Origin of the sequence: Pseudomonas sp. B20(2017) (assembly GCF_002113125.1) — a bacterium.
Classification (GTDB): Bacteria; Pseudomonadota; Gammaproteobacteria; order Pseudomonadales; family Pseudomonadaceae; genus Aquipseudomonas.
Window position 1 is genome coordinate 57,609 of sequence record NZ_NEJP01000003.1, and the last position, 21,768, is coordinate 79,376.

Here is a 21,768-nt window from a genome sequence, read left to right on the forward strand (position 1 = left end):
AGCTTGATGACTCTGCCAGGACTCCAGATGAATCGTAATGACCTGCGTCGTGTCGACCTCAACCTGTTGATCGTGTTCGAAACGCTGATGCATGAGCGCAGCGTGACCCGTGCGGCGGAAAAGCTGTTTCTCGGCCAGCCGGCGATCAGCGCGGCACTTTCTCGCCTGCGCGGCCTGTTCGACGACCCTTTGTTCGTGCGCACCGGACGCAGCATGGAGCCTTCCGCCCGCGCGGTGGAAATCTTCGCCCTGCTCTCCCCGGCCCTGGACTCGATTTCCACGGCCGTCAGCCGTGCGGCTGAATTCGACCCGGCCACCAGCACCTCGGTATTTCGCATCGGTCTGTCTGATGACGTCGAGTTCGCGCTGCTGCCGATGCTGCTCAAGCGCCTGCGCGCCGAGGCGCCCGGCATCGTGCTGGTGGTGCGCCGCGTCAACTACATCCTGATGCCCGGCCTGCTCGCCTCCGGCGAAATCTCCATCGGCGTCAGCTACACCACCGACCTGCCGGCCAACGCCAAACGCAAGGTCCTGCGCCGTAGCGCACCCAAACTGCTGCGCGCCGATACGGTGCCGGGGCCGTTGAGCCTGGACGATTACTGCGCTCGGCCGCATGCGCTGGTGTCGTTTGCCGGCGACCTCAGTGGTTTCGTCGATGAAGAGCTGGAAAAGCTCGAACGTAAACGGCATGTGGTACTGGCGGTGCCGCAGTTCAACGGACTGGGTACGCTGCTGGCGGGCACCGACATCGTAGCGACCGTTCCCGATTACACGGCGGAAGCACTGACAGCGGCTGGCGGTCTGCGCGCGGAAGATCCACCGTTGCCTACTCGTACGTTTGAACTGCACATGGCGTGGCGTGGGTCGCAGGATAACGATCCGGGGGAAAGGTGGTTGCGGTCGCGGATTCAGATGTTTTTCGGCGATCCTGACAGTCTCTAGATTTCGCCGGGCGTTTGTTCATCTGATCACTTCAGGTGCACCTCGCTATAACAGCCCACCCGACTCATTTACCGCCCGTTACGTCCAGGAATGTACCGGTAACAAACGAGGCCTGCGCGCTGGCCAACCACAAGATGGCCCGCGCCACTTCCTCCGGCTGGCCGCCCCGGCCCATCGGGATCGAGTCCTTGACCCGATCAACCCGTCCCGGCTCGCCGCCACTGGCATGCATGTCGGTATAGATGTGACCCGGGCGGATACAGTTGACGCGAATGCCCTCGCGGGCCACCTCTTTGGCGAATCCGATGGTGAATGTTTCCAGCGCGCCTTTCGAGGCCGCGTAGTCGACATATTCATTCGGACTGCCCAAGCGCGCCGAAGCCGACGAGACATTGATCACCACGCCGCCCGCACCGCCATGGCGCAGGGACATGCGCTTCACGGCCTGCTGGGCGCACAGTATCGGCCCGAGAGCATTGACCGCAAAGATGCGCTGCATGCGCTCGAAGCCAAGGTCCTCAAGGCGTGACTGTTGCGCCAGCACGCCAGCGTTATTGACCAGGACATCGATGCGCCCGAACGTGTGGTCGATCGCTGCGAAAAGCCCCGCGACCTGCTCGGGGTCAGCACTGTCGGCGCGCATCGCCAACGCCTTGCGTCCCATCGCTTCGACGTCTGCCGCAACCTTCAGCGCGGCGGCGTCATTGGCAACGTAACTTATCGCGACGTCGTAGCCTTGTTCAGCGGCGAGTCGGGCGGTGGCGGCGCCCACTCCCCGACTGCCACCTGTGATCAGAATCAGCGGAGCCTGCGAGACGTTAACCATGAAATTACTCCTTGGCAGATGAAGCCGAGTCAGCCGATGATGATCGCGCCGCAGGCGATCACCACACAGGCCAGCATCCGGCGGACGGTAAGTGTTTCACCGAGGAACAGGTAGCCAAGCAACGCCGCGAACAGCACGCTGGTTTCACGCAAGGCTGACACCGCGCCCAGCGGGGCTTCGTTCATCGCGTAAATTACGATTGCATAAGCAAGCAGAGAGACCAGCCCCCCCATTGCCGCAGCGAACATTCCGGGCCGGATCGAAAACAGGCTGCGGACATCGCGCAGACCGATGTAGACCGCCGGCATCAGCACGCCCCACAAGGCACTCATCCACACCGTGTAGGCAAGCGGTGCACCGGAAAGCCGCGCGCCAATGCCGTCGATCACGCTATAAGCCGCGATAAAGCAACCGGTTCCCAGTGCATAAGGCAGGCTTGGCACCGACAGGCTGCGTCCCCGGAAGGCCAGCGAAATGATTCCGCCTGACACCAGCGCAATGCCGAGCAATTGGCCGGGGGTAATGGTTTCGCCGGCAAACAACACGGCGCCGAGCGTAATCAACGCAGGTGATGAGCCGCGCGAAATCGGATAAATCTGTCCCAGATCGCCGACCCGGTAACTGCGCACCAGAAACAGGTTGTAGCCGACATGCAGCAATGCCGAAAGCAGCGCGTACCCCCAGCTCTGAGGTGCAGGCGCTGCCATGAACATCGCGGCAACTGCGCAAACCGTAGCAATTGCAACGCACATCACCGTCATCGACCAGAGCCGATCGGCACCGCCGCGCAGCAGCGCGTTCCAGCTGGCGTGCAGCAGCGCGGCGAACAGGACAAGGAGGACGAGATGAGTAGGCATTGGCCATTTTAGGCAGCCCGAACGGCAGGACTACAGAGAAGACTCCTCATTGCACCATGAGTGATTATTCATGTCTTGAAACTTGCCCGCCCTGCACTTTCAGCGCCTCACCGAGTAACCATTCGCGAAAACACTCAATGTGCGGCTGCGTCTCAACGCCCTTGGGACAAACGAAGTAATAAGCGAGCGGCGACTGAAACGGCACATCGAACAGCCGCACAAGACGGCCATCACCGATTTCGTTCTCGACATGCCCACTGCGCACCAGAGCAATACCCTGGCCGAGCAAAGCCGCCTCCACCGTCATATTGGTATCGCCAAACCTGACGCTTTCCCGCAGTGGCGAAAACGCCAGCCCGACGGACTGGAACCACACTTCCCATTTCGGCGCGAGCTCAGCGCCGTCACGAGCCAGCAGCGGCAACTGCAACAAGTCGGCAGGACTGCCCGGCATTCCGACGCGTTGCAGCAGTTCGGGACTGGCCACCGGGAAAACCTGCTCACCGAACAAAAACTGCGAATACAGACCAGGATAATTGCCCTTGCCCAAGCGAATCGCGACATCGGCTTCGCTGCTGGCGAAATGGATCACCTTGTCCGTGGTGTCCAGCGACACCAACAGTTCCGGGTGCTGGCGGGCCAGGTTCGGCAAGCGTGGCAGCAGCCATTTCAACGCGAAGGAATAGGTTGTGCTGACGCTGAGCCGGACCCTGCCCTTTTGCTCACGCAAATCAGCCAGCGTCGCCTCAAGGCTCATGAAGAACTCGCGCACAATCGGCGCCAAGGTAGCGCCCGCAGGCGTAAGCCGTAACGACTTGCCGCGTTCAAACAGCTGCAGGCCCCAAAGTTCTTCCAAATGCCGGAGCTGATGGCTGACCGCGCTTTGAGTCACATGCAGTTCCTGCGCGGCGGCGGTGAAAGTCGGGTGCCGGGTAGACACTTCGAAAGCACGCAAGGTTGCGGTCGGGGGCAGATCTCTCATAAACACAGGGTCCGGGATTGGCCAAACATCGAAGTATGAATATCAAGTCATGTTAGAGCGAAGGTTCGCTGGTTGCTTCTTGCGTGTAACGGGACTCGCGATGATTGCGTATTGCTCCAGCAGCCAGGCGAGCTCTTTGTAAACAATCGCCAGATGTTCCGCACCGAGCCGGCTCATCGCTTTTGCTGTGCGTCGTGCCTGTACTGCAGTGATCCCCGGCTCACCCGAACATCGAGCCATTCGCCGAATGCTGGCTCGCGCACAATGGGCGACGTCAGAATCAGGGTCAATTTCGTCCGTGCACTGTTGAATTCGATTCAATTGCTTACTCAATTGCAGCGACAGCCATCCAGCTCGGTCATCAAGCTTGATATCGGTGCCAAGCAGATTTTTCAATGTAACGATTCGATGCTGCTGTTTCGCTTGCCATTGCGGGTGATTGATCGTGTCTGCACGACGCAGCAGTGACCGGATGCCCCTTTGAATAGAGCGCTTCAGTGCTTGAACATCCCGTACTCTGTCTCTCGGCATCATCTGGAACGCCAACAGGCAGACGGCCATGGCCACGAACCAGGCTAGCGACTGATTGGCAAAATCAGCGAAATCATAGATCGCCGTACTGCCAGTACTCACCAAGGTGTTGAAGCCGATCAGGTAAGCAACCCCTTGCAGCGCGTGGCGAGGCTGACTCGTCGCATGAATCCCGAACGACCAGAATGCCGCCAGCATCAGCAGCAACAGAGGGAAATCGTTGATCTGCGGCAACAGCAGAAACTTGCACAGTGCAGCGGCGACCACGGCATAGAATGTACCCCGGATAAAACCGGCCATGCCTTGTTTGGGCGCGGGAGCGGTCGCCAGCAGTGTGCAGCAGGGTCCAACGACAGCCAGAAGCGTGGGCCCCTGATCCCAACCGCTGAGATACCAGATGGCGCCGGCGGCCAGTAAGGCGAGCAATGCCCTGCAGCCGTTGCGCGCGGCATCGGCGTAGTTGCGGTGGAAACTCACGACCCTTACCGGTTGCCGGCGAGGGTGATCGAGGCTGGAAAAGTGCTGCAAGGCTTCGCTCAGGTCGGCCAATTGTTCGCAGAATTGTCGTACGCCGGGGGTTGCCTCCGCGCAGGCCTCCACCTGAACGCGCAGTTGCCTCACGGTCTGGGCACAGGCCTGATAGTCGTCATCGTCGTCGCTTAACCGGTTACTCAGCGCGAGCAGCGCCGCACTTGTTTGGGCGAGCAATGGCGGCTCGGTTTCCATGCCGCAACGGTCGTAGTGCATGTCGAGCACCACGGCGTGTAAATGCGCCAGCCCTGCCTGAATCGCCGATTGCCGTGCGCGAAGCAGCGCTGACTCACCGCGTCCCAGCCCCAACAGATCGTCCACTTTGCCGATATCGATGGCGAGCTGATGAGCCTGTGTAAACCGCTCGGCGCGCTGTTCGCCCGAGAGGTGCATCGCAAGCAGCCTGGCGCTGCGGGCACATACCTCGGCGAGCGTGCGTCTGATTTTGTTCTCCATGGTCCTCGAGCTGAACAGCGTGACCACCAGACTCAGGCAAAGCACGCCGATTGCCACCGCTGTGCCACGGGTCACGATGTGCTCAAAAGCCTTTTGAGGCGCGACGATGGCGGGACCCAATGCGAGGCAAACGGTATATCCGGCCACGACGGCAGCGGTGGCCTGGTAATGACGCAACACGGTCATCGCCGCCACACACAAGCCCAGCCACAGGCCGATGCCGAGCAAGAACAGCAACATCTGTTGGGCGAACAGCCCGGTCAGGACGCAAGCTGCGAACAAACCTGCCAAAGTCCCCAGCATCCGGTAGAAGCCCTTGCCGCGAACCGCGCCTTGTACCGGCTGCACCAGCAACAACACCGTGGAGGCGCCCGAGAACGGCGAGTCCAGATGCAGCTGAAAGCCGAGCCACAGCGCCAATCCTGCCGCCAGGACGCTGCGCGATACGTAGGCGAAAGTGCCAGGCGTCCAGGGCCGAGGGATTGCTGCAAACAGCCGTATTACCAGACGGGTCATCACATGAATGCCTGCAACCAATGGATGAGGCGCCAGCGCGGCACCGCGTCGGGCTGCGTGACTTCGACGCTGGCGGTCATGCCCGCTGCCAACTCCACGCCCTCCGGTACGTTGTCCAGCTCAATCCGCACCGGCACACGCTGGGCCAGGCGAATCCAGCTGAAGGTCGGGCTCACCTCGGGCAAGCCGCTGTCGTTGCGCACCTCATTGGTGTCCGCAATTCCCCTGCCCATACTCGCGACGTGGCCTTGGAGCAACGGCGCGAAGCCCATCAGTTTGATCGACACCGGCGCGCCGATACGCACACCCGGCAACTTGGTCTCTTCGAAATAACCGGTGATCCAGAAACTGTAACCGTCGACCACAAACAGGTTGGTATGCCCAGCCTCTGCGTAATCGCCCGGGTGCAGTCGCAGTTGCGTGACGTAGCCATCGACCGGCGAACGGATCGTTGTGCGCTCAAGGTCGAGTTGCGCCTGGGCAAGATGGCTGCGTGCCGCGTCCAGCCGCGATTGGGCCACCGCCAGGTCACGCGCGGCGTTGTCGACCTCTTCCCGGGCGATGGCTCCGGCCAGTTGTGCACGACGCTTGAATTGAGCGTTGCGCTGGTCGAACACACTGCGTGATTCGGCCAACTCCGCCATGCGCTGCTGCAGTGCCAGTCGATAAGAGCGCGCATCGATGCGATACAGCAAATCGCCCTTGGCCACCCATTGGTTTTCGCTGACCGCCAATTGATTGATTTGCCCGGACACCTCCGGTGCAATCCGCACAACCTGCGCACTCACGCGACCGTCCCGCGTCCAGGGCGCCAGTACATAGGCGCGCCAGAGTTGCAGGCAGAATATCAGCGCTAATGAACCCAGTACGAGAGTGACGGCAGGTTTGAGAATTTTTACGATAGACACGGTGACCCTCGCTCAGTAATGGACGACCAGCGCCGAGAGAACGATGAGCGAGACGAAGAAACGTGCGAGCGCGGGGTGCCACACGCTGTCCAGCCAATGACGGGTTACACGTTCAATGACTCTGTAGGCCAGAAATGTCGCGCCGAGGTATATGAACAAAGGAGGAAAGTAGAGGTTGGCAATTGAGACTTCATTAAGCATGACAAGCACCCGAATCCAGATTTTCAGCGTTCGCCCGGCCGTGTCGGGCGTGTTGAAAATGCTAAGGAATCTCCATGCTTGCCGATATTGAGTAGACTGCCAAAATATAATCAAATCCAGACAAACGGCGCCCCTCCATGGCCGAAGCTCAGCCCTTGCAAGTCGATCAATTCGAATACGACAACCTCGCGCAACCTGCCGTCGCGTTGATGCTCGCACCCCAGCGCAACGACAGTGAGTCCGCGGAACACAAGCACCGCAAAGGCCAGTTGGTCGTGGCGTATCGCGGCGGCATTGTCTGTACGGGAGAAGATGGTGTGTGGATGGTCCCGTCAGGGTTCGGCGTCTGGATCCCCGGTGGCATTTCGCACAGCAACCGCGTTACTGCCAATGGTCAGGTGTGTTTCCTGTTCATCGAACCCGGCGCCGCATCAATGCCCCATCACTGCTGCACCCTGGCGCTGTCGCCGCTGATTCTGCAGTTGATCCTGCACCTGAGCGATCAGGCGCAGGATTACCCTGCTGACTCGCGCACCTCACGGCTGGCCGGTGTGCTGCTGGAAGAGCTTGAACAGGCGCCGACCGAACAGCTTTACCTGCCACTGCCCGCCTCAAAACCGCTACGCACGATCGCTCGGGCCTTGGCCCAGGACCCCGCCCACCGCGCCACCATGGCCAGTTGGGCACAGCAGGTGGCGATGAGCGAACGCTCGCTGGCCCGCCTTATAAAAGCCGAAACCGGGCTCACTTTTGGCCAGTGGCGCAAGCAATGGCAGATCATCGTCGCGCTGCAAAGCCTGGCCGAGGGGCAATCTGTACAAAGGACGGCTGAAGCGTTGGGCTACGAATCCGTCAGTTCCTTCATCAGCATGTTTCGCAAAACCTTGGGCAGCCCACCCGCGCGCTATCTGCGCAGTACGCATACATCAGCGCTGGCTGAGCGTTCAGCGTGAGAGGCGCCAAGGCCTGGTAACTTCTGCCTGACATTTAATCGCCGCGTAATCCTCACCGCGCAGGTTCAATCGCGATAGTTGCCGATCGCGCAACACAGAATTGTCATCACCCCAATTGATAGCCACCTAACGAAAGGTGCATGCTAGAGGGCTTCGCTCGGGCTTATATCATTCCGAATGATAGTTACCTTCGTGTCATTCGATTCGTTTGCTTCCTACCCGCCGAGCATCATCCGCCCATCTTCAATACATTGGCGGATGCATCCATGGAACAATCACTCAAACATTTGCGCTTCCCGTTGGCTATGTTGGCCGTGCTGGTGATGAGCGCCTGCGGCAAGACTCCGGAAACCGCCGCCACCATGCCCGCTGCCAAAGTCAGCGTGGCCAAGGTGCTGGAACAACCGGTCAACGAGTGGGACGAATTCACCGGGCGCCTCGAAGCGCCGGAAACCGTTGAAATCCGTCCGCGGGTCTCCGGCCAGATCGACGAAGTCGCCTTTACCGAAGGTGCGCTGGTCAAGAAAGGCGACCTGCTGTTCCAGATCGACCCGCGTCCGTTCCAGGCCGAGGTCCGCCGCCTCGAAGCGCTGGTTGCACAGGCCCGCGCCAACGCCACCCGTAGTGAAAACGAAGCTGGTCGTGGCGAACGCCTGCGTGCCAGCAACGCGATCTCCGCCGAACTGGCCGACTCGCGCACCAGCGCTGCACAAGAAGCACGCGCTGCAGTCGGCGCCCTGCAAGCGCAGCTGGATCTGGCCAAACTGAACCTGAGTTTCACCCGCGTCACTGCGCCAATCAGCGGTCGCGTCAGCCGTGCCGAGATCACCGCCGGTAACCTGGTGACCGCCGACACCACTCCGCTGACCAGCGTTGTATCCACCGACAAGGTCTACGCCTACTTCGACGCCGACGAGCGTGTGTTCCTCAAGTACACCCAACTCGCCCGTCAGGGTCAGCGCGGTGCAACTACTCCGGTATACATGGGCCTGTCCAATGAAGACGGCAACCCGCACCTGGGCCAGATGAACTTCGTCGACAACCAGGTCAACCCGAAGACCGGCACCATCCGTGGTCGCGCGGTGTTCGACAACAGCGACGGCACCTACACCCCGGGTCTGTATGCACGCCTGAAACTGGTTGGCAGCGGCACCTACAACGCCATGTTGATCAACGATGAAGCGGTCGGTACCGACCTCGGCAAGAAGTTCGTGCTGGTGATGGATGGCGACAACAAGACCGCCTACCGCGCCGTTGAACTCGGTCCGAAGATCGAAGGCCTGCGTATCGTGCGCAGCGGCCTGAACAAGGACGACACGATCATCGTCAAGGGTCTGCAACGGGTTCGCCCTGGCTCCCCGGTTTCGCCTGAAGTGATCCCGATGGCCAGCGAGCAAACCATTGCCGCTCTCGCTCAACAACGACAAGCGCTGGAAGCCAGCAACCTGCCCAAAGTCGCACCTGCCAAAGGCGCGCCGGGTTCGGTTGTGAAACTGGCTGCTGCGACCCCACGCGGTTAAGGGACGACAACTCCGATGAATTTTTCCCAATTCTTCATTTCACGGCCGATCTTCGCAGCGGTGCTGTCGCTGCTGATCCTGATCGCCGGTGCGATTTCGCTGTTCCAGTTGCCGATCAGCGAATACCCGGAAGTCGTGCCACCGACCGTGGTGGTGCGTGCCAACTTCCCGGGCGCCAACCCAAAAGTCATCGGTGAAACCGTGGCGGCTCCGCTGGAGCAGGCCATCACCGGCGTCGAGAACATGCTGTACATGTCCTCGCAGTCCACCGCTGACGGCAAGATCACCCTGACGATCACCTTCGCCCTGGGCACCGACCTGGATAACGCGCAGGTGCAGGTGCAGAACCGTGTGACCCGGACCGAGCCGAAACTTCCAGAAGAAGTGACGCGCATCGGTATCACCGTCGACAAGGCTTCGCCCGACCTGACCATGGTTGTGCACTTGACCTCGCCGGACAAACGCTACGACATGCTGTACCTGTCCAACTACGCAATCCTCAACATCAAGGATGAGCTCGCTCGCCTCGGCGGTGTCGGTGATGTGCAGCTGTTCGGTATGGGCGATTACTCGCTGCGTGTATGGCTCGACCCGAACAAGACCGCTTCGCGCAATCTGACTGCGACCGATGTGGTGACCGCTATTCGTGAGCAGAACCGTCAGGTGGCCGCCGGCCAACTGGGCGCGCCCCCTGCACCGAATGCCCAGAGTTTCCAGCTGTCGGTCAACACTCAGGGCCGTCTGGTCTCCGAAGAAGAGTTCGAGAACATCATCATTCGCGCAGGCGACAACGGTGAAATCACTCGCCTGAAGGACATCGCCCGCGTTGAGCTGGGCTCCAGCCAGTACGCCCTGCGTTCGTTGCTGAACAACCAGCCGGCCGTAGCGATCCCGATCTTCCAGCGTCCCGGCTCCAACGCCATCGAAATCTCGAACGAAGTTCGCGGCAAGATGGAAGAACTGAAGAAAAGCTTCCCGCAAGGCATGGACTACAGCATCGTCTATGACCCGACTATCTTCGTGCGCGGCTCCATCGAGGCGGTGGTTCACACCCTCTTCGAAGCACTGATTCTCGTGGTTCTGGTGGTGATCCTGTTCCTGCAGACCTGGCGCGCCTCGATCATTCCATTGGTGGCGGTGCCGGTATCGTTGATCGGTACGTTTGCGGTGATGCACCTGTTCGGCTTCTCGCTCAACGCACTGTCGCTGTTCGGCCTGGTACTGGCGATCGGTATCGTGGTGGACGACGCCATCGTGGTAGTGGAGAACGTCGAGCGAAACATCGAACTGGGGCTTGAACCCTTCGCAGCAACCAAAAAGGCCATGGGCGAAGTGACCGGCCCGATCATTGCCACGGCGCTGGTGCTGTGTGCGGTGTTCGTACCGGCGGCATTCATCTCGGGTCTCACTGGTCAGTTCTACAAGCAGTTCGCACTGACCATCGCAATCTCGACCGTGATCTCGGCTTTCAACTCGTTGACCCTGTCGCCAGCGCTGGCCGCTGTGTTGCTCAAAGGACACGACGCGCCGAAAGACCGTTTCTCGCGAATTCTGGACAAGATCTTCGGTGGCTGGTTGTTCCGTCCGTTCAACCGCTTCTTCGAGCGTGCCAGCCATGGCTACGTCGGCACCGTGCGCCGGGTCATCCGTGGTAGCGGCATCGCGCTCTTCCTGTACGCAGGCCTGATGGTGCTGACCTTCTTCGGTTTTTCCAGCACGCCGACCGGTTTCGTACCCGGCCAGGACAAGCAATACCTGGTGGCCTTCGCGCAACTGCCGGACGCCGCGAGCCTGGACCGTACCGAAGACGTGATCAAACGCATGTCCGACCTGGCACTGAAACAGCCAGGCGTGGAAAGCGCCGTAGCGTTCCCGGGCCTGTCGATCAATGGTTTCACCAACAGCCCGAACGCCGGCATCGTGTTCGTGACCCTGAAACCGTTCGACGAGCGTAAAGACCCGAGCATGTCCGCCGGCGCAATTGCCGGTGCCTTGAACGGCCAGTACGCCGGGATTCAGGAAGCCTACATGGCGATCTTCCCGCCGCCGCCGGTACAAGGTCTGGGCACCATTGGTGGTTTCCGCCTGCAAATCGAAGACCGGGGCAACCTGGGCTACGAAGAGCTGTACAAGGAAACCATGAACATTATTGCCAAGAGCCATAACGTTCCGGAACTGGCCAACCTGTTCACCAGCTATACCGTGAACGTGCCGCAGGTCGATGCTGCCATCGACCGCGAAAAAGCCAAGACCCACGGCGTGGCCGTCAGCGACATCTTCGACACCCTGCAGATCTACCTGGGTTCGCTGTATGCCAACGACTTCAACCGCTTCGGTCGTACCTATCAGGTCAACGTTCAGGCAGAGCAACAGTTCCGTCTCGAGTCCGACCAGATCGGCCAGCTGAAAGTACGCAACAACAAGGGCGAAATGATCCCGCTGGCGACCTTCATCAAGGTCAGCGACACCTCGGGCCCGGATCGCGTGATGCACTACAACGGCTTCATCACCGCTGAAATCAACGGTGCGGCAGCACCGGGCTACAGCTCCGGCCAGGCCGAAAAAGCCATCGAAAAACTGCTCAAGGAAGAACTTCCGAACGGCATGACCTACGAGTGGACCGACCTGACCTACCAGCAGATTCTGTCCGGCAACACTGCGCTGTTCGTGTTCCCGCTCTGCGTATTGCTGGCGTTCCTGGTGCTCGCGGCTCAATACGAAAGCTGGAGCCTGCCACTGGCGGTGATCCTGATCGTACCGATGACCCTGCTGTCGGCCATTACCGGCGTGATCATCTCCGGCGGCGACAACAACATCTTTACCCAGATCGGCTTGATCGTACTGGTGGGCCTGGCGTGTAAGAACGCGATTCTGATTGTCGAGTTCGCCAAGGATAAGCAGGAAGAAGGCCTTGATCCGCTGGCCGCCGTACTGGAAGCCTGCCGTCTGCGTCTGCGGCCGATCTTGATGACCTCGTTCGCGTTCATCATGGGTGTGGTGCCACTGGTGATCTCCAGCGGTGCCGGTGCCGAGATGCGTCATGCCATGGGTGTGGCGGTGTTCTCCGGGATGCTCGGTGTAACCTTCTTCGGTCTGCTGCTGACCCCCGTGTTCTATGTGTTGATACGCAACTTCGTGGAGCGCAGCGAAGCTCGCAAAGCGGCCAAGGCGCAACATCTTCAAAAGCCACTGGAGGCGCACCAATGAGTCTGAAAGTCTTCCTGCCGAGCCTGCTGGTGCTGGCCCTGAGTGCCTGCGCCGTCGGCCCTGACTACAAGACCCCGACGACGGAGGCGGCGAACATCACGTCCGCCACCGACGGCGCCGCCGGCCAGAAGAACTTCGACCGTTCGAAATTCGAAGGCATCTGGTGGCAGCAGTTCGATGATCCGACCCTCAACCAGTTGGTGACTCAATCGCTGCAAGGCAACCGTGAACTGCGCGTGGCATTCGCCCGCTGGAAAGCCGCCCGGGCGATCCGCGACGATGTCAGCAACGATGCGATGCCGACCATCACCAGTCGTGCCAGCAGCGATCTGGCCAAAGGTCAAATCCCGGGCCAGACCACCAAACGGGTCAACAGCGAACGCTATGATCTGGGGCTGGACATGGCGTGGGAGCTGGACCTGTTCGGACGCATCCAGCGCAATCTGGAAGCCAGCGACGCCGACCAGCAAGCGGCCGAAGCCGATCTGTACCAACTGCAAGTCACCATGATTGCCGAACTGGTGGACGCTTACGGTCAATTGCGCGGCGCTCAATTGCGGGAAAAGATCGCCCTGGCCAACCTGAACAACCAGCAGGAGTCGCGCAAGATCACCATCAGCCTGCGTGATGCCGGCGTTGGCGATCAGCTCGATGTGGAGCGGGCCGATGCCCGTCTGGCTTCAGTCGAAGCCAGCGTGCCGCAGTTGCAGGCGGAGCAGGCTCGTCAGAAGAACCGTATCGCCACCCTGCTGGGTGAGCGTCCGGACAAGCTGACCGTCGACCTGAGTCCCAAAGACCTGCCAGCGATTGCCAAGGCCCTGCCGATCGGCGACCCGGGTGAATTGCTGCAACGTCGTCCGGACATCCTCAGCGCCGAACGCAAACTGGCTTCGGCCACAGCCCGTATCGGTGTGGCCAAGGCCGATCTGTTTCCTCGGGTCAGCCTCAGCGGCTTCCTCGGCTGGACGGCCGGGCGTGGTTCGCAGATCGGTTCCTCGGCGGCCAACGCTTGGGCACTGGGCCCGAGCATCACCTGGGCAGCGTTCGACCTTGGCAGCGTGCGGGCCCGCCTGCGCGGCGCCGATGCTGATGCCGAAGGCGCACTCGCGACTTACGAGCAGCAAGTATTGCTTGCACTGGAAGAGTCGGAAAACGCCTTCAGTGATTACGGCAAACGTCAGCAACGTCTGATTTCGCTGATCCGTCAGAGTGAATCGAGCCGCAAGGCTGCCGACCTCGCCGAGATTCGCTACCGCGAAGGCACCACAGACTTCCTGGTGCTGCTTGACGCCCAGCGCGAACGTTTGAATGCAGAAGACAGCCAGGCCCAGGCCGAAGTGGATCTGTATCGCGGCATCGTCGCGATCTACAAGGCCCTCGGTGGCGGCTGGCAGCCAGAGACGGTCGCCAGCAAGTAACAGGTTTTTAAAGAGCTCCTTTGGTTGGCCGCAACCAACCAAATTTTTTGCCCCGCGTATCATTCGGTCGCGGGGCTTTTTTTTGCCTGTCTTTCTTGGTTTTCCAGCACTGTGACCGTCGCTGTGGTGCCGGCTCTCAGTCGGTTCTTGCCCGCGTAATCGGAATCGATGCCGATCCGCACCGGTACCCGTTGCGCCAGTTTCACCCAGGTGTAGCTGGGGTTGATGTTGGCCAGCAATCGGCTGCCTTGCGCGTTTTCCCGGTCAGCAATGGCGAAGGCGATGCTTTGCACGGTGCCGCCGAATTTTTCCCCGCTCATCAACTCGATCCGCACCCGATCACCCTCCTCGATCCTTGGCAGCTTGGTTTCCTCGAAGTAGCCGCTGACATAAAAGGAGCCGCTGTCCACCAGTGCCAGCAAGGCGCCGCCGGCCACCGCGTAATCCCCCTCACGGGTCAGCAGGTTGGTGACATAACCGCTGACTGGCGCTTCGACACGGGTACGTTGCAGATCCAGTTCAGCCTGAGTCAACGCTGCAATCGCCAGTTGCACATTGGCTTCTGCCAGACCGAGATTCGCCTGATTGCGCAACAGATCGGCCTGGGCAACCGCCACGTCGGTACTGGACTTCTCCCACTCCTCCCCGGAAATCGCGAACCCTTGCTTGAGCGTACGTCGCCGGCGCTCTTCACTCTGGCGTTGTTTGAGCAATGCCTCGCTGGCGACAATCGCCGCTTGCGACTGCCCGAGCGTGGCCTTTGAGACCTCAACCGAGCGTTTCGCATGCTCGACGGCGAGGCTATAGCGAGCCGGATCGATCTCCAGCAACAACTGCCCCTTGTCGACATGCTGGTTGTCCTGCACCGCCAGCGTGACGATGCGGCCCGAAACGTCCGCCGAGAGCGTCACCACATCTGCCCTCACCCGCGCATCCCGCGTCCATGGCGCGCGGGTGTAATGTTCCCAGGCGAACCAGCCAAGCACGATTGCCAGCAGCACCACCGCCAAAGTTGTCATTCGGGTAAGCACGGTCTTCAACTCATCAGGCTCCCATCAACAGAATCAGTGTGGCGCACACACAGGCGTACAAGGCACCTTCGAACAGGGCTTCATGCCACACCAGGCGCAGGACCCCGAGCCGTCGCAATCCCCAGTCGAGCATCAGAAAAACCGGTATGGCCAGCAGCAGGGCTTGGGCGATGGGTGGCAGGTAAACGCCCCCGATTTCGAAATCAATGGGCAAGGACAGGCTCTCCTTCAGGAGCATTCCGTTGCAGATACTCACCGTGACGCTCCAAAAAGGAAACCACGATCAGCAGCGCCACGCGCATACGAAATACCGACCACAGATGTTCATGCGTCGCGACATGCAAATCGTCCAGCTCGTCGCCAAGAGCATGAAGCGTTGCCAGTAGCGGAGTGAGACGAGCATCCGGACGGCCGGCGACGAAACGTCCGGTCTGGCGCAATACTCCGGAAAGTTGCTGGCCAAAGGCGTCCGTGAGCAACGCATTGTTCTGCGCCTGCTGCCTGAGCTGATGCATGGCCACACCCAGCGCCACACATGCAAGACTGATTTCATACAGTCGCTGCATGTCCCGGTCGTTGGCGGCGGGTAAAACTCCCAGCATAGAGGTCAGGCGATCGACCATGCGGCTTTCGAAGGCGAATTGCTGTTCGTCGGTGGCAGGGCTTTTGGTCAACTCGTACACCTGCTCGCGTGCCTCATTATAAAAGCGGCGGATTCGCAGAGCCGGGCGGAACGGAAAGATGAATGCATAGACGATCAGGGCCAGTGTCGCTGCACTGACATAGGCACCGGCAAATTCGAACCATTGAATGGCGGTGTTCTGCCCGGTGCCGACGTTCTGCGGACCGAGCATCAGGAAACTGGACAGCCCCAGCCCCATGCCAATACCGGCGGTGGCCGGGCTGGCCAGACCGACCGCGATCACATACAGCAAAGGTGCGAGCAGCAAGGCCAACATTTCGAAGTCACTGATCGCCGGGACCAGCATGAACTGATAGAACGCCGACACCACCAAGGCCAGTCCCAGCCCTCGGGCGTAACTCTGCGCGGCGATCAACGGGCGCGGAAATGTCGCCATCAGCGAACACAGGATCCCCACCAGAATCATCCCGCCCCGTGCGCCGTCCCAAGCGGTTTCGATCCAGATCAGTCCGGCCACCAGCAAGGCGCTGAAGGCACGGATGGCGTTCATGGTCGCAAGGGTGAAATCAAGGTGCAGGGGGCTCGACTGGCCACGGAACATGCAGCTGGCTTGCCGCCCTTCCTGTATCGCATCGCTCAGTTCGAGGATCTGTTCCAGTTGCTGCAACAGCCGCGCTTGCTCCCAGCGCAGCGCCCATGCCAGCGAACGCAGGGTCGCGCTCATGTCTTCCGTCATTTGTTCGGCCTTGTAGGCGAGCGTTTCGAACTGTTGTTGCAGCGCAACGAACTGATGTCGCTGTTCGGTCGGCAAAGAGCGTCCTTGCAACGCGAGCTGGTCGAGCAGCGCCAGCTCCTCGGCGCGCAATTGCTGGATGTCCAGCGGTAGATCGCCCTCCCAGCGTTCGGTGAGCAATTCCCGCTGGTGGCGTAATGCGGTGAGGCGCGAAGTCAGCAGCATCAATTGATTGCCCAGCAACAGCACCAGATTGTTGGCACTGCGCAGGCGCGGAGCGTCGAAATACAAGTGCCGGCGCAGGCCTTCGAGGGCGCTGATTTCCCCCAGCAGCTGCATTTGCCGGCGCTGAAAGTCCGCTTCGCTTTCTTCTGTTCGAAGCACGGCGGCGGCATGGGTGGCGACTAGTTTGATCACCTGATCGACCTTCGCGAAATAGTTGCGCGATACCGCCTCGGGCCGCGCCGTCAGCAGGCTGACCACGCATACGCACGCCACCGCCAGCAAAGTTTCAGTGACCCGGGTCACCGCCAACAGAAAGGTGCCGTCCTGGTCCGGAATCGCCAGCAGCGCCACCACCACGGCGGTATACCCGCTGAGCACGAACGCCTGGGAACTGGTGTAGCGCAGCAACGTGCCGCCGGCCGTGCACAGAGCCAGCCACAGCGCCAGGGTTGTGATGAACGGCAACGGCGCTTGGGGAAAGAACGCCATCAGCACCACCGCCACCACCGCGCCAAGGGTCGTCCCGATGATCTGTCCGAAGCTGCGGGCCAGCGCCATCCCGGCCAGTGGCTGGCTGATGATCACCACGGCCATGATCGACCATTTCGGTTGATCGAGATCGAACAGGAACGCCAGGTACAACGTCAGCAATCCGGCGGCAATGGTGCGCAAACCAAACAGCAGCACTGCCTGGCTGGGGTGGATCACCGCCTTGAAATAAATAAACAGGGATTGCATGGGTAGCCTCGTCGAAACAACTTCTGCAAGCGTAGACACTGCATGGAGAGCATGACGGTAAACAGGGTCGACACAATCTGTAGGTCGATTCAACGCCTGTAGTAGGCCATATCGGGCAGAGGGTTTGACTCACGGCGCGAGCTGACAGAAGCTTGCGACCTCCGCTACAAAACGAAAGTTTCGGAAATTCGCATGCCTCAGTCTCGCCGCTATTTGCTCATCAGCCTCGGCCTTGTGCTGGTCCTCTTCGTGGCCTGGCTGTCATTGCGCAGTACCGCGCCCGTGGTGCCGGAAGCGATCAAACACGGTTACAGCGAAGCACTGGCCGCCGCCCGGGCCGGCCAACCGGGGGCTGCGCGTGTTTTGTACCAGCAACTGGGACGTCCGGACCTGTCGGTCAAACGGCGCGTCTGGCTGCATGCCGAACTGCCCAACTACCCGAGCCCGCAAGCCCTGAAGCTGGCGGACGCCGATCTGCAAAACGCATCGCCGGACGTAAGACTGGCAGCGATCAAAAGCGTGACCGGCCTGGTGCCGGGCGGTCAGCGCAGCCTGCTGCTGGGTCCGTTGCTTGACGATGAGGATCAGAAAGTACGCTTTGCCGCGATCAACGCCCTGCTCGGCTTGTCTCCGGATCAACTGGGCCTGTATTTCGCCCCGTTGCAGCAAGGGATCGACGTATGGGAGCAGGCGCTCAAGAGCCAGCCGGAAAGCGCCGCCAACTACGTTCAACTGGCGCGCCTGTATCTGCACAACGCCGAACTCAAGCAAGCGCAAGAAGCGCTGGATCAGACGCTACACCTGGACCCCGGCAACCTGCCGGCACTGGTGATGCAGATCGAAGTGCTCGACCGTCAGGGCCAGAGCGATGCCGCGCGACAGTTGCTCGCTCGACAATTGAAGGCCCAACCCGACTCGGCTTATCTGCAACATGCGCTGGGCCTCTGGCTGCTGCACCACGATCAGCGCGAATACGCCCTGCTCGGTCTGTCCAAAGCCGTGGAGCTGGAGCCTGACAACAAGGACTACCGCTATGACCTCGCCACCACCCTGCACAGCGCCGAAGAACTGGAAGCGGCGCAAAAGCAGTTGCAGGAAATCGTCCAGCGCCACCCGGCGGATCGCAAGGCGCGGGTGCTGCTGATCAGTTACTGGAAAGAGAGCGGCCAGTTACAGAACGTACAGATTCTGCTGGCCCAGCTTGAGCAGATGAACCCGGACGACCCTTCGTTGCAGCAAGGACTCTAGCGGTCTTCTCGACACATCCTGCAAGAAACTTGGAACCGCCGTCTCGGCATAAGGTCATGTAAATCAGGCAGTGCCAAACGGCGTCCGGCGCCCGCTGTCTCGTTTCCCCTAGTCATGAGAGGGCATTTTTTGTCTACATCGAACGCGTTGAACAGTGCAAAAGCCGCCACCGGCATCGAGGGTCTCGACGATATCCTGGCCGGTGGTTTGTCTCGCAGTCATGTTTTCTTGCTGGAGGGCGAGCCTGGAACCGGTAAAACCACCGTCGCGTTGCATTTTCTGCTGGCCGGCGCCCTTGCCGGCGAACGTTCGTTGTACATCACGCTGTCCGAAACCGAGCACGAATTGCGCCAGGGTGCGGCGTCCCACGGCTGGGAACTGGACGAAAACATCGAGATTTTCGAGCTGACGCCTCCGGAAAGCCTGCTCAACGCCGAGCATCAGCAAAGCCTGTTGTACTCCTCGGACCTTGAGTTGGGCGAAGCGACCAAACAGATTTTCGAAGTGGTCGAGCGCTTCAAGCCCACCCGGGTCGTACTCGACAGCCTCTCGGAAATCCGCCTGCTTGCGCAAAGCTCCCTGCGCTACCGCCGTCAGATCCTGGCGATCAAGCATTACTTCGTGCGCTACGACGCCACGGTTTTGCTGCTGGATGACTTGACCACCGAATCCCTCGACAAAACCGTTCACAGTGTCGCTCACGGTGTGATCCGCCTCGAAGAACTGACCCCCAACTACGGTGCCGAACGCCGTCGCGTGCGGGTGATCAAGTATCGCGGCCAGAAATACCGTGGCGGCTTCCATGACTTCACCATCACGGGCGATGGCGTGCACGTTTTCCCGCGTCTGGTGGCGGCGGAGCACCGCAGCGACTACCCGCGGCTGCAGCTGTCCAGCGGCATCAGGGAAATGGACGCTCTGTTGGGCGGCGGTATCGAGACCGGCTCCAGCACGCTGATTCTGGGCCCGGCAGGGACAGGCAAATCCTTGATCACCATGATTTTCGCGGCGGCTGCCGTGGCGCGCGGTGAAAAGGCTGCCCTGTTCATTTTTGACGAAGAATTGGGCCTGCTGTTCGAGCGCATGAAAAACATCGGTATCGACCTGAAGGCCCTGCAGGCCACCGGCAACCTGCTGATCGAACAGGTCGACGCCGCCGAGCTGTCCCCCGGCGAGTTTTCCCACCGCGTACGCCGCTGTGTCGATGAGGGTGACATCAAGACCGTGGTGATCGACAGCATCAACGGCTATCAGGCCGCGATGCCCGAAGAAAACGCGCTGGTACTGCACATGCACGAACTGTTGCTGTACCTGAACCGCAAGGGCGCCGCGACGTTCATGACCGTCGCCCAGCATGGACTGGTCGGCGACATGCATGCTCCGGTCGATATCACTTACCTGGCCGACACGGTAATTCTGCTGCGCTACTTCGAAGCCGCGGGCAAGGTGCGTCGCGCGATTTCGATCATCAAGAAACGCACCGGCAGCCATGAATCGACCATCCGTGAATACCGCATTTCCACTCAAGGCATGACCATCGGCGAGCCTTTGGAGGCCTTTCAGGGTGTATTGCGCGGCGTGCCCACCTACCTCGGTGCAAGCAAGCCGTTGCTCAAGGATGACAACTTGTGACCGTCACCGTACCGCTATCGGAACGGGCGCTGATCCTCGCGCCGCTGGGACGCGACAGCCAGGTAGCGCTGATGATTCTCAACGAGGCCGGATACGGTGGGCTGATCACGCCCGACCTGGCCACCCTTTGTACCGAGCTCGAGCCCGGCGCCGGTCTGCTGCTGATCGCTGCCGAGGCCCTTAATGGTCCGGAACTCGAGTGCCTGCTGTCGTATCTTGAACAACAACCGGCGTGGTCTGATTTGCCAATCGTCCTGCTCACCCATCACGGTGGATCCGAACAAGGCCCTTCGTCGCAGCTCAGCAAGTTGTTGGGCAACGTCACTTTTCTTGAGCGCCCTTTCCATCCGGCCACCTTGGTCAGCCTGATCTCCACCGCCCTGCGCGGACGACGACGACAGTACGAGGCCCGCGACCGCCTGATCGATCTGAGCAATAGCGAGCGTCGCCTGCAATCGACGCTGGAAACCCTCGAGCAACAAGTGGAGGAACGCACCGCGCAACTGCGGCACAACGAGGAAGCTCTGCGCCAGTCGCAGAAGATGGAAGCGGTGGGCCAGCTCACTGGCGGTATCGCCCACGACTTCAACAACATGCTGACCGGGATCATCGGCAGTCTTGAATTGCTGCGCCGGCGGCTGGCACGTGGCCGCCTGGATGATCTCGACAGCCTGATCGACCTCGGTGTGACCTCGGCCAACCGCGCCGCTGGCCTGACTCACCGCTTGCTGGCGTTTTCCCGTCGCCAGTCGCTGGATTCCAAAGCCGTACATATGAACGATCTGGTGCAATCGATGGGTGAGTTGCTGCAACGCAGCCTCAACGAAAGCATTCACCTTGACATGCGCCTGCACGAACAATTGTGGGTGGCCGAGGCCGACCCCAATCAACTGGAAAGCGCCCTGCTCAACCTGGTGATCAACGCACGCGACGCGATGCCCGACGGCGGCAATCTGGTGGTCGAGACGGGTAATCAGGTGCTGGATCCAGACTACACCGCGGCCTACAGCAATCTTGAACCGGGTGATTACGTTGTATTGAGCGTCACAGACAATGGCTGCGGCATGCCGGAAAGTGTCATCAATCGCGCGTTCGACCCGTTCTTCACCACGAAGCCGATCGGCCAGGGCACCGGCCTGGGTCTGTCGATGATCTACGGTTTCAGCAAACAGTCCGGTGGTCATGTGTCGATCGACAGCAAGATCGATGAAGGCACCACGGTCAAACTCTACCTGCCGCGATTCCAGGGCGAATCACTGCCTCACGCACCGACGGATATGGAACAGGCGCCCGACGCCGTGGAAGGCGAAACCGTATTGATCGTCGAAGACGACCCGGCCGTGCGCGTGCTGGTCAGTGCAGTATTGAGTGAACTGGGTTATGGATTTGTCGAGGCCAGCGATGCCGACGGTGCCGTGCCGATTCTGGATTCGGAACAGCGCATCGATCTGCTGATCAGCGACGTCGGCCTGCCGGGCATGAACGGACGGCAACTGGCGGAAATCGGCCGGCAATACCGGCCTGACTTGAAGGTCCTGTTCATCACAGGTTATGCCGAGCACGCCGCGGTGCGCGGCGGATTCCTCGACCCGGGCATGCAGATGATCACCAAGCCGTTTACCTTCGATCTGTTGACGGCGAAGGTGCGGGAAATGATCAAGAGCTGAGGC

At 60.5% G+C, this 21,768-nt stretch carries 17 protein-coding genes; 8 read left to right on the top strand and 9 right to left on the bottom strand.

Annotated elements, in window-relative coordinates; genetic code table 11:
* Positions 1 to 27: 27 nt before the first annotated feature.
* Positions 28 to 942 (top strand): LysR family transcriptional regulator, encoded by a 915-nt coding sequence (locus CAF63_RS05470; protein WP_074690647.1) that lies wholly within the window; start codon positions 28 to 30, stop codon positions 940 to 942.
* A gap of 64 nt (positions 943 to 1,006) precedes the next feature.
* On the opposite strand, the gene CAF63_RS05475 is transcribed toward CAF63_RS05470, so the two are convergent.
* The 6 genes from CAF63_RS05475 to CAF63_RS05500 form a co-directional block, all read right to left on the bottom strand.
* A complete protein-coding gene (locus CAF63_RS05475) occupies positions 1,007 to 1,768 on the bottom strand; it encodes an SDR family oxidoreductase (protein WP_085683704.1) in 762 nt (253 codons plus the stop codon).
* A gap of 29 nt (positions 1,769 to 1,797) precedes the next feature.
* Positions 1,798 to 2,625, bottom strand: a complete 828-nt coding sequence (locus CAF63_RS05480; RefSeq protein ID WP_085683705.1) for a DMT family transporter — start codon at positions 2,623 to 2,625, stop codon at positions 1,798 to 1,800.
* A gap of 64 nt (positions 2,626 to 2,689) precedes the next feature.
* A complete protein-coding gene (gene gcvA / locus CAF63_RS05485; protein ID WP_085683706.1) occupies positions 2,690 to 3,607 on the bottom strand; it encodes a transcriptional regulator GcvA in 918 nt (305 codons plus the stop codon).
* A gap of 42 nt (positions 3,608 to 3,649) precedes the next feature.
* Entirely contained in the window at positions 3,650 to 5,641 is a 1,992-nt protein-coding gene (locus CAF63_RS05490; protein ID WP_085683707.1) for an FUSC family protein, read from the bottom strand.
* A complete protein-coding gene (locus tag CAF63_RS05495; protein ID WP_085683708.1) occupies positions 5,641 to 6,549 on the bottom strand; it encodes an HlyD family secretion protein in 909 nt (302 codons plus the stop codon). Before CAF63_RS05495 ends, CAF63_RS05490 begins: the two co-directional genes overlap by 1 nt.
* 12 nt (positions 6,550 to 6,561) lie before the next feature.
* Entirely contained in the window at positions 6,562 to 6,750 is a 189-nt protein-coding gene (locus tag CAF63_RS05500) for a DUF1656 domain-containing protein (protein ID WP_085683957.1), read from the bottom strand.
* Between the two features lie 137 nt (positions 6,751 to 6,887).
* Here CAF63_RS05500 and CAF63_RS05505 point away from each other — a divergent pair, with 137 nt between their 5' ends.
* From CAF63_RS05505 to CAF63_RS05520, 4 genes are all read left to right on the top strand, one after another.
* Positions 6,888 to 7,703 carry a helix-turn-helix domain-containing protein gene (locus CAF63_RS05505; protein ID WP_085683709.1) on the top strand — a complete coding sequence of 272 codons (816 nt, stop codon included), beginning with the start codon at positions 6,888 to 6,890 and terminating at the stop codon, positions 7,701 to 7,703.
* A 266-nt stretch (positions 7,704 to 7,969) separates the two neighbouring features.
* Complete coding sequence (mexE, locus tag CAF63_RS05510) at positions 7,970 to 9,223, top strand: multidrug efflux RND transporter periplasmic adaptor subunit MexE (protein ID WP_085683710.1); 1,254 nt, start codon at positions 7,970 to 7,972, stop codon at positions 9,221 to 9,223.
* A 15-nt stretch (positions 9,224 to 9,238) separates the two neighbouring features.
* Complete coding sequence (locus CAF63_RS05515; RefSeq protein ID WP_085683711.1) at positions 9,239 to 12,430, top strand: efflux RND transporter permease subunit; 3,192 nt, start codon at positions 9,239 to 9,241, stop codon at positions 12,428 to 12,430.
* Positions 12,427 to 13,848, top strand: a complete 1,422-nt coding sequence (locus tag CAF63_RS05520) for an efflux transporter outer membrane subunit (RefSeq protein WP_011334070.1) — start codon at positions 12,427 to 12,429, stop codon at positions 13,846 to 13,848. Before CAF63_RS05515 ends, CAF63_RS05520 begins: the two co-directional genes overlap by 4 nt.
* Before the next feature lie 59 nt (positions 13,849 to 13,907).
* Here the strand turns inward: CAF63_RS05520 and CAF63_RS05525 are convergent, their stop codons facing one another.
* From CAF63_RS05525 to CAF63_RS05535, 3 genes are read right to left on the bottom strand one after another with little or no spacing between them, the layout of a single operon-like run.
* Complete coding sequence (locus CAF63_RS05525) at positions 13,908 to 14,888, bottom strand: HlyD family secretion protein (protein WP_085683712.1); 981 nt, start codon at positions 14,886 to 14,888, stop codon at positions 13,908 to 13,910.
* A 4-nt stretch (positions 14,889 to 14,892) separates the two neighbouring features.
* A complete protein-coding gene (locus tag CAF63_RS05530; RefSeq protein WP_085683713.1) occupies positions 14,893 to 15,093 on the bottom strand; it encodes a DUF1656 domain-containing protein in 201 nt (66 codons plus the stop codon).
* The gene (locus tag CAF63_RS05535; protein WP_085683714.1) at positions 15,083 to 17,218 is read right to left on the bottom strand and encodes an FUSC family protein; all 2,136 of its coding nucleotides are present in this window, start codon (positions 17,216 to 17,218) and stop codon (positions 15,083 to 15,085) included. Before CAF63_RS05535 ends, CAF63_RS05530 begins: the two co-directional genes overlap by 11 nt.
* Positions 17,219 to 17,410: 192 nt before the next feature.
* Here CAF63_RS05535 and CAF63_RS05540 point away from each other — a divergent pair, with 192 nt between their 5' ends.
* The 3 genes from CAF63_RS05540 (at position 17,411) to CAF63_RS05550 (ending at position 21,765) form a co-directional block, all read left to right on the top strand.
* Positions 17,411 to 18,466 (top strand): tetratricopeptide repeat protein, encoded by a 1,056-nt coding sequence (locus CAF63_RS05540; RefSeq protein WP_085683715.1) that lies wholly within the window; start codon positions 17,411 to 17,413, stop codon positions 18,464 to 18,466.
* Positions 18,467 to 18,595: 129 nt separating this feature from the next.
* A complete protein-coding gene (locus CAF63_RS05545; RefSeq protein ID WP_085683716.1) occupies positions 18,596 to 20,098 on the top strand; it encodes an ATPase domain-containing protein in 1,503 nt (500 codons plus the stop codon).
* The gene (locus CAF63_RS05550; RefSeq protein WP_085683717.1) at positions 20,095 to 21,765 is read left to right on the top strand and encodes an ATP-binding protein; all 1,671 of its coding nucleotides are present in this window, start codon (positions 20,095 to 20,097) and stop codon (positions 21,763 to 21,765) included. Before CAF63_RS05545 ends, CAF63_RS05550 begins: the two co-directional genes overlap by 4 nt.
* The last annotated feature ends 3 nt before the right edge of the window (positions 21,766 to 21,768 follow it).